The sequence below is a fragment of the Clostridium drakei genome (genome assembly GCF_000633595.2).
Taxonomy (GTDB): Bacteria; Bacillota; Clostridia; order Clostridiales; family Clostridiaceae; genus Clostridium_AM; species Clostridium_AM drakei.
This window is the reverse complement of sequence record NZ_JIBU02000058.1, coordinates 20,255-32,522: the sequence shown is the minus strand read 5'-3', so window position 1 is coordinate 32,522 and position 12,268 is coordinate 20,255. Positions and strand designations below refer to the sequence as shown.

Sequence of the window (12,268 nt, the reverse complement as noted above, 5' to 3'; positions counted from 1 at the left end):
ACGTAATGGTGCAGTGGAAGTTTGAGTTTCAACTTTTATTCCATGGTATATCTAATTTAAAAGTCAGTTGTTTTTTATTTTATAGAAGTACCTTAAAATAGATTTATTATTTAGGTTATTGAAAAATATACAAGTATTTCAAATCTACTTAGTAATCAACTAACTTACTATTTTTCAGGCTGTGCCATAAGATATTATTGAACTCGCTGAAATATACATAAACTAGATAACAGGTATTATGAAAGCTACGCTTTTTATTTAGAGCCATATTAGAAAGTAATATATATACGTAATGCACTAAGAAGTAACTTTCAATTGTATGGAGACTGATATATGCTGTGAAGGAAGATTCGAACGAATTTTAGAAGTTCTTTGCTTGATATATTGAAAAATGGGGTAATTTTTGCCAGGAAGGCAAAAGCTCCGAAAGCGACAGGACGTGGCATTTGAGGAGGTAGCCATTTTTCAATATCTCAAGCATTAGAACTTCTTAATGAAGTGAGTTTTTCTTCACAGCATATATCAGCTGGAATACAGTTGAAAGTTACTTCGCTTACATATGCTTACGTCATAATATTTTTAAATTATAATCTTAAAACATAATTCTTGCTAAAGTTACTGCCATGACAATTGAAACACAATCTGCCAAAACTGCTGCCCAAAGAGTATGTCTTATTTTTTTTATTCCTACAGCACCAAAATATACCGTAAGTGTATAAAATATTGTTTCTGTAGACCCCATAATTATGGAAGAAACTTTCCCTATGTAGCTATCTACTCCAAATTTATTTATAGTTTCTGCAAAAATACCTAAAGCACCACTACCTGATAAAGGTTTTATTAATACTAGTGGCACAACTTCTGGTGGAAGTCCTATGAGCTTTGCAAAAGGCTTTACAATAAATATAAAATAATCTAAAGCTCTAGACTCTCTAAAAACGCCTACTGCCACTAACATAGCTAATAAATATGGAAATATGCTTACACATATACTAATTCCTTCTTTTGCACCTTCTACAAAACATTCATATACTTTAACTCCTTTAAATATTCCATATGCAGTTATAGATATTATAATTATAGGAACTATTGATTTTATTATATAATCCAAAATATTACCTCCATTGATTGTTTCTTAACTACCATTTGATTCAAAAATACTTTTGCAATATCTTACAAAACACTATTCCAAATAAAGCTGCCGTACCAGTGGCTATTATACCTGGTAATATAGTTTCTCCAGGGCTCTGAGATCCTACTGCTGCACGCATTGATATAACAGTCGTAGGTAAAAATTGTATGCAAGCTGCATTTATTACCAAAAATAATGCCATATCGTCACTAGCTGAACTGTTTTTCTTATTTAATCTATCTAATTCTTTCATAGCTTTAATACCAAAAGGTGTAGCTGCATTTGAAAGTCCCATCATGTTTGCAGTTAAATTCATAACTATTGCTCCCATAGCCTTTTCATCTTTAGAAGCTTCCTTAAAAATTAACCTTAGTATAGGTTTTAAAACTTTTGCTAATTTATCAGTAAGACCACTTTTTTCAGCAATTTTCATTACCCCACACCATAGACACATTATTCCTAATAAGCTTATAATTAATTTTACTGTGGATTCTGTAGAAGATACTATAACCTTAGATATATCTGCACCTCTTCCAGTAAAAATACCTAATATTATTCCAAAACTTAAAATAAAAAACCATATATAATTTATCACTCATCTATCCCCTTTAATAAACAACTTTTTTATAGTGGTTATTAATATATATGTTCAAATTGCATTGAAATTGCCTAACATAATCCTTAAATTAAAATTTAACTTTACAGTTAAGTGGCTATAAGTTATTATTACTATTGAAATTAAAATTTAAGAGTGCTACCATTTATGTTGTGTATAATTTTTTGAAAATCGGAGGTTTGAAATGACCATTAAAGAAATAATGAAATATATAGAAAGCGAGTATTCTGTTATAAACGATACTCCTTGTGAAATATGTGGTGGCCAATATTTAGCGGAAGACTTAAATATTGATATAATAGATGATATGCCATATGATGTGTGTTCCTGTGTATGCTCTAATTGTGGACATGAAAAAAGCTTTGAGTTTTGCGCACCATTTATAGATGATGATGGGTTAAAAAAAGCCAAAAATATATTAAACTAAAGGAGAATCATAAATGAAAGAAGGAAATTTAGAACTAGCTCAAAAAGATATTGATGAAGCTTTAAAAACAATTCAAGATATGGAAGAAACTTTAATTAAAGAAAACCTACCTAAAGAAGTAATATTAGAAAATTTCAAAATTCTCACAGAAAAAGTTAGTAAATTAGAATCAATTTTAAAAGAAGAAGGAATACTATAATAAGATTTTTTCAAAATCTTATTCATAAAAAACTTAATTCACATAAAAAAATCACTATTAAACTTTAATAAGTTCTATAGTGATTTTTATTATGGTTAATTACAATATGGATTTCTATTTAAACTTAGGTATTTGAAAATTTAATTTTATATCCTTAACCTGATCTATAATATTGGTTATTCCTTTTATCATATTAGGAACTTGTTTATATGACCAAGCTACATCTGTAGCATATTGATGCTCCCCTGGATTAGAAGGATTCCATCTCATTTTATATAGAGTATCTTGCTTTCCATTAGGATTATTTATATATTTTGATGCAATCCACTGAGTTCCACCATTGATTGCATCCTCTGGAGTAAACCATTTGTTATCATAAGCTGCTTTAGTTCCATAATAATTAGGATCTTTATCATATGCACCTATTCCAAAGAAATTATATACAGGTGCATCAAAAATATACTTACCGCTGCTATCTTTTTGTCCACCATTAGCCAATAACGATGTTCCGTTACCAGTTTCTAATAAGGAATGTGAAATTAAATATACAATATTTACATTATTATTTTTAGCAGCGTCTAAAAATGCTTGTCCTTTTCCATCTAAAATTCCTTTACCTTTTAAGATATTATTAACTTGATCTACATTCATACCATCTGTATAACTTAATTTTAAAAACTGATATTTTCCATATGAATCCATAAAATTATTAGGATCTAAATAGTATTTAATCTGATTTTTACTTGCAGTATTATTAAAATCATTAGTTTCAACAAAAACTGACTTATCACTTAATTTTGTTTGAATATCTGCCATTTGATCCACGGAAATATTATAATTTTCATATTCATTATTATTTGTATCTGCACTATTTATACATCTTAAATAGTCAACATAATAATTATCATAATCTGTATTTATGTCTTTATGCGTTCCAACGCTTCCCAACTTTTTAACATATATTAAGACTTTATACTTTTGGCCATTTGATCCTGCCTCTAAAGTTTTATTAGCTGTTATTTTTCCATCAGAAGGTTTAGTATAACCATTGGTAACTTCTGTATAACTGTCTTTATCCATAGAATAGCTATGTACAAAAATTCTATATTCAACATCTTGTCCAATATTAGTGTTTAAATCAAAAACTTGTTTTTGGGTAGATAACAGCGGTAAATACTCAAACTTACATGAAAGTATTTGTGGTAAATTTTCATAGTTACTACCATCCTCATATTTATTATTAGTAGTAAACTGCATTTCCATTGGGGATCTAAGCTTCTTACCATCTGTTGATTGAACGTCTGTACCTATTATCAAATTATATTTTTTATTTGGTTCATATCCTGAAACTTCAGGGCTTATTACTACAGTATCAGAACTTTTACCCATGGTTACGCTTACAGGTATAATTTTGTTATTTTCATCTTTCACAGTTATACTTTTATCATTAATTGTATCTGCCTTTAAAGATGTATTAAATTTTACAGTCCATTCCTTACTAGTAGTAATATTAACCTTTGAACTACTCAATGACAAACCTTCCGCTGAAACCTTAGTAGTAACTATAGTTAAAGAACATATCAAAGTAAAGATAATCATTTTTATTTTTTTATTCATAATCTACCCTCCATCTTTTCTATATAATAATATATTAAAAAACTTCTATATTTATTTAAATAATTTTAACCCCATATTATGAATATTCGTCTATTTTATATAAAACTTGCTAAGTAGCTAAAAAATTTGATATCATTTATAAATAATACTTTAAAATTTGCATATAACTAAACCACTAACAAATGAAAGGAGATCTTATTGAGTTGCATAAAAATATAATAAGCCATAGTGAAAGTTCAGATTCTATGAGAATAAACAAATTTATAAGTGAGAAAGGTATTTGTTCTAGAAGAGAAGCTGATGCATTAATAGAAGAAAAAAGAGTTACTATAAATGGCATCACAGCGGAATTAGGCTCCAGAGTGAAACCTATGGACGAGGTAAAATTAGATGGTAAACTTCTTACTGAAAAAGATGATAAAGTGTATATTGCTCTAAACAAACCTGTAGGTATAATATGTACTACTGAAAAAAAAATTAAAAATAATATAGTGGATTTTGTTAACTATCCTAAAAGAATATTTCACATAGGAAGGCTAGATAAAGATTCGGAAGGATTAATATTTTTAACCAATGATGGTGATATTGTAAATAAAATTTTAAGGGCTGGCAACAATCATGAAAAAGAATATATTGTTACTGTAGATAAATGTATTACAAATTCGTTTTTAAAAGAAATGTCCTCTGGTGTTAGCATATTAAATACTGTAACTAAACCTTGTAAAGTGTATAAAGAAGGTTCTCATATATTTAGAATAATATTAACTCAAGGGCTAAACAGACAAATTAGAAGAATGTGTGAGTCATTAGGTTACAATGTATTAAAGCTAAAAAGAACTAGAATAATGAATGTCACACTGAAAGACATTCCTATAGGCAAATGGAGATACTTGACCTCAAACGAACTAAAAACTATAAACAAATTAACTTCTACTTCTATAAAAACTGAAGAAGCTTCTTTATCCGATAATTAGTTTTTCGGATAAAGAAGCTTATGGTTACTGCCCCTTAACTTTCTTTTTGCTAATAGTATTAGTACTAACATTATAATTTAAATCACTTATTCTTCTTTCAAACTCTTTCATATCATGGTTTGCTGAAACATATACTCTATTTAACGTGTATATACCTTGACTTTTATTAGACCAACCGCTTTCAGTAGTAAAAGCCATAACATAACCTGCATCCTTAGCTGCCTTTATAGTATCATTGTTGCGTTTTCCATAAGGATAGCCTATATACTTTACCTTTTTATTAAGAAGCTTATCTAAAAACTCCTTTGAACCTTTTAATGTTTCAAGTTGTTTATCATATGGCAATTCACTTAATTTATCATGATTTAAAGTATGACTTTCTATATCTATACCATTATGCTGCATTTCCTTTAACTGGGCTGAAGTTAAAAAACCTTTATCCTTATCTATACAATTAGTAATAATAAATATGGTAGCTTTAAATCCAAACTCCTTTAATACAGGGTAAGCATTTTCATAATTATCCTTATACCCATCATCAAAAGTTAAAACTATAGACTTTTCAGGAACAGGTTTATTGTTAGACATAAAATTATACAATTCTCCCAAAGTTAACGTTGTATAATCGTTATCCTTTAAATATTTCATTTGCTCTCTAAATTTTTCTTTAGGAACTCTAAGTTCATTTCCTGCCTCATAATCAATTGAATGATACATAATTACAGGTATAGATTTATCATTATGTTTCAGAATTCCATCTTTAAATTCTCTATCCTTTTCATTATTTTCAGCAGTTTCATTTTTCTCCTTTGATGCACTGCTTTCCTTAGTGTTACTAACTTGTTGTTTTGTGGTTTTTTCACTATGAGATTTTGCATTTTTTCCATTAATAAAATTGTAGCTCAAAACTCCAATCATAAGAACAATGACCATTAATAATGTTAACTTTTTATAATTTCTATTCATATTTTCACTTCTTTCCTAATTTTCATTTATGTACAAAACACATTATATTCTTATAGATAAATTTTATTATAATATAAATTATGTTTAATTTATACTAGGAATATGTAAATTTTAATTAGAAAGTTGTCCACATTATTAACATTTTATATGTTAGTAACTTGTTAGTACAAATTAAAGTTATTTTTCTTTTATTGATGTCATTGAGCAAAACATTATAGTCCTTAGTATCTTATATATTTTATCGCTATTGTTATTAAACATATTTGTTTAATATATATTCTAAAAGTTATTAACATTATCCACAGATAGCTTGTTCATAACTTGTGAAATTCATGGTGAATTATTAAATATTCATTAAAAATATAAATAAACAGGTCAATTTCTCATAAAATATATTAATATTTATACACATTATCAACAGTTATGTGGACAACTTGTGCATAACTCAACATTTTTATTAATTTTTCAGATTTACTTTAACATATATGATATAAAGATCATATAATATATTATGCAAAGCCTACTGATATAGTTGATTTTTTTCTTTTTAATGCTAAGTTTCATTAAATTATAATATGAAAAATTTAGAATTAATTGAAACTTAGCAACTACATAACTATATACTAATATCATCTAAATAGTCTTACTTATATATTTTTATAATTTTAATGAATATTTTCTTATAGTTAAGTTTATCCTATAATATAGCTTATAATTTTGCAATATGTTTCTGATAATATTTTTTGAATTTTCTTAACATTTTTAAGCTTTTATGTTATTATTTTATTATAGTATATATTTTCATGAAGGGTGGGAATATTATGAGAGATAAAGTTATTTTTGTAGATTTTACTAGAAATAAAAATAAAAAGCAATCCATGTTATCCATGTTAAAAAACTTCTTTAGAAAAATATTTAGCTCTGAAAATACTCCATCTAATCCATCTGATCCAAGTGATACTAAAAAAGTGATACATTATAACCGAGACATCTCCTAAGGTGCAATGATTATGCACCTTTTTTTTTATGTGATAAAATATAAATAAAAGCTTTGGAGGTTTTATTATGAGAATAGGAATAGGTTATGATGTACATAAACTTGTTGAAAATAGGCTTCTCATTCTTGGCGGAGTAAATATACCTTATGACAACGGCTTATTGGGCCATTCTGATGCAGATGTACTCTTACATGCCATAATGGACAGCTTGCTTGGTTCTTTATCTTTAGGTGATATAGGTAAACATTTTCCAGATACAGATTCTTGTTATAAAAATATTTCTAGCTTAGTATTATTAAAAAAAGTAGGTGAACTAATACATGCAAAAGGATATATGATTGAAAATATAGATTCCATTATAATTGCCCAATCTCCTAAATTATCACCTTTCATTGATGACATGAAAAAAAATATAGCTGAAGCTTTAAGAATAGATATTGATAGAGTAAGTGTAAAGGCAACTACAGAAGAAGGATTAGGCTTTACAGGCAAAAAAGAAGGGATATCTGCTCAAAGTGTATGTTTAGTTGAAAAAATCTAAACTGAATAAAATAAGAAATACAGAAATCATTAGTTCCTGTGTTTCTTATTTCTTATTAAGATTTATACCAACCATATGCAAAATAAACATAAATAAAGGTATTCCAATCAAAAGCCCCCACATACCCATAAAATGCTGAGATATTATTAATACTATAAAAACAAAGAAAACAGGTATTTTAGTTTTCGAAGACATAAATTGAGGTGTTAGTACATAATTTTCTAATGCACATAAAAGTATTATCATTGATATTACATATACAACTTTAATCATACCTCCAATATTAAAAGCAATTATGGAAAGAGGAATTAAAGCCATAATAATACCTCCAACTGGAATTAAACTAAATATAAATATCATAAATGAAAGTGCAATAGATTCAGGAAAATTCATTATGCTTAACATTATTAACGAAAGAATAGTGTTAGTAACCGCAATTAATATTTGAAGCTGTACAACCTTACCAAAAAAAATTAAAAAGTCCTTCCAAAATAGTACTACATACTTATACATTATTGAAATTTTACTGGTTTTAAACTTAATTAGAAATCTCCTGACGTTAGTTCTCTCAAGCATAAAAAATAAGCTTAATACTAACGCTAAAATTATATTTATTCCCCACTTTCCTAAGCTTGTAATAAATTCAACTATAGTACTCACTTCGTTTTTTAAATAACCTTTTATATCAACATTTCCTATTAAGGGATACAAATACTGCTGTACTTTGTTTATATTATGTTGAGACTTTCCTCCAATAAATCCATTAGCTAATATTACACTTTGATTTACTATTAAAGGAATATATTTATATACAAAATATACTAAAAGTGTAAAAATTACAAAATACAAAACTATAGTCAAAAACATTCCTTTTAACTTTATGTACTTTCTTAAATTAACTATAATGGTCTTTTCTAAACTATAAATTAAATATGTAAATAAAAATGTTAATAAAAATAAATCAATAATATTTTTTAATGCATAAATAAGTATTGCTACTATTATAAAGACTGATATTTCCTTAGTTGTTTCTCTTTTAAATATTTCTCTAAGAAAACTCATCTATTATCATCTCCATGTATATTAATTATAAAATCCTCTTATTTAATTTTACTTTTAATAATAATATACGTCAATATTACTTTCTAAACTTCAAAATTTATGTAATCTTATGCATCTATTTTCCATTAATCTACATAATAAAAACCTTATGTAACTACTGTTTTTTACACAAGGTTTTTAACAAATTCCTTAATTTAATATTAATACTATTTTACTTTCCTAAAGTTGCTACCATGACTGCTTTTATTGTATGCATTCTATTTTCAGCTTCATCAAATACCAATGAATACTCACTTTCAAATACTTCATTAGTAACTTCCATACAATCTAATCCATATTTATTGTATATTTGTTCTCCTACTTTAGTGCTTGTATCATGAAATGCTGGCAAGCAATGAAGAAACTTCACATTTGCATTAAGAGTATTTTTAATCATATCCATATTTACCTGATATGGCTTTAAAAGCTCTATACGTTCATCCCATTCTTCTTCTGGTTCACCCATTGATAACCAAACATCTGTATATATCACATCTACATGCTCTACACCTTTTTTTATATCATCTGTAATAGTTATATTTCCTCCATTTTGTTCAGCAACTACATTACATTTTTCTAATATATCTGAATGCGGAAATAATTCTTTTGGTGCTACTATTCTAAAATCCATTCCCATCTTTGACGCACCTATCATAAGGGCATTGGCCATATTGTTTCTGCCATCACCAACATATGCAAATTTTACCTTACCTAATGGTTTATTGATATTTTCTTTTATAGTTAAAAAATCTGCTAGAACTTGAGTTGGATGATCCTCATCAGTTAATCCATTCCATACAGGTACTCCTGAATATTTTGCCAAGGTTTCTACAACTTTTTGACTATATCCTCTATATTCTATACCATCATACATTCTTCCTAAGACCCTTGCAGTATCTGCTATAGATTCCTTTTTCCCCATTTGACTGCCTGTAGGTCCAATGTATGTGACGTTTGCACCTTGATCCATTGCCCCAACTTCAAAAGCACATCTAGTTCTTGTAGAATCCTTTTGGAATAATAATACTATATTTTTTCCTTTCAGCATTTGTTTTTCAGTTCCTACATATTTTGCATTTTTTAGTTCCTTTGATAAATTTATTAAAAAATTTATTTCTTTAGGTGCAAAATCCATTAAAGTTAAAAAACTTCTATTCTTTAAATTAAACACTTAAATACCCCCTTAATATTATATAATTTTAATCTATTTAAAATTATAATTATTCTTTATTATGTATATTTATACATACATTATATATTATATTTATAAAAATTTCTAGTCTATTTTATTTAAATATCTTATTTTTGATTCGTAAAATAAAAAATACTAGGGAAATTTTAACTGCACTCTAATAATTAAATTGAGTGTAGTTCAAATTCACCTAGTTAACTTTTAATAAATATTCATACAATAAATTAGACGTTACACAAAGCCCATACTATATTTCTATGAACTTAAATGTTATCTTCATAATTATCTACTATACTTTGTACTAGTTTCTTTATGGCACTGGCCTGACAAATTAACGTCATTACTATAAAAAAGATCTTTATTCGTTCTTGTTCACCTTTTTTTAAATTCATATCCTCTACTATCTTATCAATTTTATCTCCATCAAAATGCTGCTTTGATATAAATTCTTCAAAACTATCTTGTTGTATATCAGAAAAATTTTTATAAGCTTTTTCCCAGGATATAATGTCATCATCTCTGTCATTTATATCATTAAAAGCCAATGAAAAAACCTTTTTTATTTCCTGAGTGGTGAGTATTGGTCTCATATAACTAAGAAGTACTAATTGTGCTAAATGCAGCTTAGTATATCCTCTCTTTTTTCCATCTTCTGGTTTTGATATGATTTCATTTTTAATGTAATTTTGAACTATATTATTAGTATATTTTTCATCTAAAAATTTATCATTAAGGTAATCTATAACCTGTGACAAAAATAAATCATATCTTGGTAAATCCTCATAAGACACTATAGTATTTTCAGATATATCCTTAGAAATCTCATCTATAGATTCTATAGTAAATTTATCTTTTTTCATATAATAACCTTGATTCTTAAATTTATTTTTAATTTTAAAATAAGAATCAAGTTTTCACCACCTTTCCTTTATAAATAGTATTATTAACACATTTTATATTAACTTATATTCTATACATACTTTTCTACACTTACATTATAAGGTACATATAAACTCTTTACAACTTAAAAAACTATGCATTATGTCGCATATCACACTAAAATCTTAAGATATATAGTGATATTCTTATCCTTACACTTAATAATCAGTTTAAAAGGTTACAATTTCATTGAAATGGGATATTTTAAATATTGTTATAAAGTATAATATACTGTATAATGGTTTTATAATTAAATTTACAAAATTTTATTATTATTTCTATCCAATAATACGATATAATATGCTAACATATAATAAAAAGCAATCCTATTTTCTTGGGGGTGAACAAAATAAATAAGAAAAGATTTTTTATATGCTTATTACTTGCTTTTTTATTCTTATCAACAGATATTTTTAATCCTCAATTAGCAAGTACTTTAGGTATAAATAATAATTATACTATAGCTTATGCTAAAGGATCCGGAAGTTCCAAAAGCTCAGGCGGTAGTTTTAAATCCGGAAGCTTCTCTTCCCCTAAATCTTCTAGTAGTTCTGGAAGTTCTTCGTCATCTAAGTCTTCATCGGGAAGCTCTAAATCCTCAACTGGGGATTTTAAATCTGGAAGTTTTTCAAATTCGCCTAAATCCTCTTCGGGAAGCTCTAATTCACAAACATCAAACAGTAGTTCAAATGGTGGAACATCTCGAAGTTATGATAGTGGAACTAAACGATCATTTTTACCTATTCCAATACCTATACCTATCCCTTGGGGACATGGATATAGTTCCGGTTATGGTTATAATAGTACCGGAAGCTTTTTAGGAACCATATTCAAGTTTATAATCTTTGTAATAATAATATTATTTATTATTAGATTAATAAAAAATAGAAGAAGATAATTAAGGAGGATTTTACTATGGGAATATTTTCAAGAATGTCTAACATGTTTAAAGCTAAAGTCAACAATACTTTGGATGAGGTTGAAAATCCAATTGAACTTTTAGACCAAAAGATCAGAGATATGGAGGAAAGCTTAAATAAAGCAAAATTATCTTCCGCTCAAATTTTAGGTAATGTACATGAAATTGAAAAGAAAATGGCCACTGCAAAAAGAGATTCAGAAGATTTTGATGAAAAAGTTAAACTTGCTATGAGTAAGGGCAATGAAGATTTAGCTAAAAAAGCTCTTGCAAAAAAACTAGAATGCGATAAAACTTATAATTCTTTAAAAACTAGCTATGAAGATGCTAGTAAAAAAGCTGAAACATTAAAAGCTAAACTTAGAGAACTAGAAAATGAAATAGAAAAGACTAGAACTTATAGAGATGAAGCTTCAGCTAGATTTAATAATGCCGAAGCTAGTAAAAAGGTTAACGAAATTTTATCAAATGTAGATACTGGGAGTAATAAAATAAATTTAGATGATATAGAAAGAAAAGTTCAAAGAAAAGAAGCCTTAGCAGAAGGCCTAGGAGATTTAAGAGAAGATAACTCTTTGGAAAAGGAATTTGAAAAATTAAAAGAAGCTGATCTTGATGAAGAATTAAAAAAATATAAACAGAACTAA

General features: G+C 27.0%; 14 protein-coding genes. 7 read left to right on the top strand and 7 right to left on the bottom strand.

The features are described from left to right. Positions 1–592 precede the first annotated feature (592 nt). Together EG57_RS0222540 and EG57_RS0222535 are read right to left on the bottom strand one after the other, a co-directional pair. On the bottom strand, positions 593–1,111 hold the full coding sequence (locus EG57_RS0222540) for a spore maturation protein (protein ID WP_032079345.1): 519 nt from the start codon (positions 1,109–1,111) through the stop codon (positions 593–595). A gap of 40 nt (positions 1,112–1,151) precedes the next feature. Continuing rightward, on the bottom strand, positions 1,152–1,727 hold the full coding sequence (locus tag EG57_RS0222535) for a nucleoside recognition domain-containing protein (protein ID WP_032079344.1): 576 nt from the start codon (positions 1,725–1,727) through the stop codon (positions 1,152–1,154). 205 nt (positions 1,728–1,932) lie between these two features. Here EG57_RS0222535 and EG57_RS0222530 point away from each other — a divergent pair, with 205 nt between their 5' ends. Both EG57_RS0222530 and EG57_RS0222525 read left to right on the top strand, forming a co-directional pair. Further along, the gene (locus tag EG57_RS0222530) at positions 1,933–2,175 is read left to right on the top strand and encodes a hypothetical protein (protein WP_032079343.1); all 243 of its coding nucleotides are present in this window, start codon (positions 1,933–1,935) and stop codon (positions 2,173–2,175) included. A 13-nt stretch (positions 2,176–2,188) separates the two neighbouring features. Further along, a complete protein-coding gene (locus EG57_RS0222525; protein WP_029161183.1) occupies positions 2,189–2,374 on the top strand; it encodes a hypothetical protein in 186 nt (61 codons plus the stop codon). Positions 2,375–2,488: 114 nt separating this feature from the next. Here the strand turns inward: EG57_RS0222525 and EG57_RS0222520 are convergent, their stop codons facing one another. After that, positions 2,489–3,991, bottom strand: coding sequence for an N-acetylglucosaminidase (locus EG57_RS0222520; RefSeq protein ID WP_032079342.1), 1,503 nt, complete (start codon positions 3,989–3,991; stop codon positions 2,489–2,491). Between the two features lie 182 nt (positions 3,992–4,173). Here EG57_RS0222520 and rluF point away from each other — a divergent pair, with 182 nt between their 5' ends. Beyond that, the gene (gene rluF / locus EG57_RS0222515) at positions 4,174–4,965 is read left to right on the top strand and encodes a 23S rRNA pseudouridine(2604) synthase RluF (protein WP_242859913.1); all 792 of its coding nucleotides are present in this window, start codon (positions 4,174–4,176) and stop codon (positions 4,963–4,965) included. Between the two features lie 24 nt (positions 4,966–4,989). Here the strand turns inward: rluF and EG57_RS0222510 are convergent, their stop codons facing one another. Continuing rightward, entirely contained in the window at positions 4,990–5,931 is a 942-nt protein-coding gene (locus EG57_RS0222510; RefSeq protein WP_032079340.1) for a polysaccharide deacetylase family protein, read from the bottom strand. Between the two features lie 821 nt (positions 5,932–6,752). On the opposite strand from EG57_RS0222510, the gene EG57_RS26595 reads away from it, so the two are divergent. After that, positions 6,753–6,929 (top strand): hypothetical protein, encoded by a 177-nt coding sequence (locus EG57_RS26595; protein ID WP_161782734.1) that lies wholly within the window; start codon positions 6,753–6,755, stop codon positions 6,927–6,929. 67 nt (positions 6,930–6,996) lie between these two features. Next, complete coding sequence (gene ispF, locus EG57_RS0222505; RefSeq protein WP_032079339.1) at positions 6,997–7,470, top strand: 2-C-methyl-D-erythritol 2,4-cyclodiphosphate synthase; 474 nt, start codon at positions 6,997–6,999, stop codon at positions 7,468–7,470. A 45-nt stretch (positions 7,471–7,515) separates the two neighbouring features. Here ispF and EG57_RS0222500 read toward each other — a convergent pair whose 3' ends face one another. From EG57_RS0222500 to EG57_RS0222490, 3 genes are all read right to left on the bottom strand, one after another. Then, on the bottom strand, positions 7,516–8,532 hold the full coding sequence (locus EG57_RS0222500) for an AI-2E family transporter (protein ID WP_032079338.1): 1,017 nt from the start codon (positions 8,530–8,532) through the stop codon (positions 7,516–7,518). A gap of 211 nt (positions 8,533–8,743) precedes the next feature. After that, entirely contained in the window at positions 8,744–9,742 is a 999-nt protein-coding gene (gene argF / locus EG57_RS0222495; protein ID WP_032079337.1) for an ornithine carbamoyltransferase, read from the bottom strand. A gap of 284 nt (positions 9,743–10,026) precedes the next feature. Beyond that, positions 10,027–10,623 carry a DUF1836 domain-containing protein gene (locus tag EG57_RS0222490; RefSeq protein ID WP_032079336.1) on the bottom strand — a complete coding sequence of 199 codons (597 nt, stop codon included), beginning with the start codon at positions 10,621–10,623 and terminating at the stop codon, positions 10,027–10,029. A gap of 419 nt (positions 10,624–11,042) precedes the next feature. Here EG57_RS0222490 and EG57_RS26080 point away from each other — a divergent pair, with 419 nt between their 5' ends. Both EG57_RS26080 and EG57_RS0222480 read left to right on the top strand, forming a co-directional pair. Continuing rightward, on the top strand, positions 11,043–11,600 hold the full coding sequence (locus EG57_RS26080; RefSeq protein WP_084572302.1) for a hypothetical protein: 558 nt from the start codon (positions 11,043–11,045) through the stop codon (positions 11,598–11,600). A 17-nt stretch (positions 11,601–11,617) separates the two neighbouring features. Then, complete coding sequence (locus EG57_RS0222480) at positions 11,618–12,268, top strand: PspA/IM30 family protein (protein ID WP_032079334.1); 651 nt, start codon at positions 11,618–11,620, stop codon at positions 12,266–12,268.

What these genes read in the sequence shown, in the direction of transcription:
- EG57_RS0222530 (WP_032079343.1), top strand. Translation starts at nt 1,933, where the DNA reads ATGACCATTAAAGAAATAATGAAATATATAGAAAGCGAGTATTCTGTT.
- EG57_RS0222525 (WP_029161183.1), top strand. Translation starts at nt 2,189, where the DNA reads ATGAAAGAAGGAAATTTAGAACTAGCTCAAAAAGATATTGATGAAGCT.
- EG57_RS0222520 (WP_032079342.1), bottom strand. Translation starts at nt 3,991, where the DNA reads ATGAATAAAAAAATAAAAATGATTATCTTTACTTTGATATGTTCTTTA.
- rluF (WP_242859913.1), top strand. Translation starts at nt 4,174, where the DNA reads ATGAAAGGAGATCTTATTGAGTTGCATAAAAATATAATAAGCCATAGT.
- EG57_RS0222510 (WP_032079340.1), bottom strand. Translation starts at nt 5,931, where the DNA reads ATGAATAGAAATTATAAAAAGTTAACATTATTAATGGTCATTGTTCTT.
- EG57_RS26595 (WP_161782734.1), top strand. Translation starts at nt 6,753, where the DNA reads ATGAGAGATAAAGTTATTTTTGTAGATTTTACTAGAAATAAAAATAAA.
- ispF (WP_032079339.1), top strand. Translation starts at nt 6,997, where the DNA reads ATGAGAATAGGAATAGGTTATGATGTACATAAACTTGTTGAAAATAGG.
- EG57_RS0222500 (WP_032079338.1), bottom strand. Translation starts at nt 8,532, where the DNA reads ATGAGTTTTCTTAGAGAAATATTTAAAAGAGAAACAACTAAGGAAATA.
- EG57_RS0222490 (WP_032079336.1), bottom strand. Translation starts at nt 10,623, where the DNA reads ATGAAAAAAGATAAATTTACTATAGAATCTATAGATGAGATTTCTAAG.
- EG57_RS0222480 (WP_032079334.1), top strand. Translation starts at nt 11,618, where the DNA reads ATGGGAATATTTTCAAGAATGTCTAACATGTTTAAAGCTAAAGTCAAC.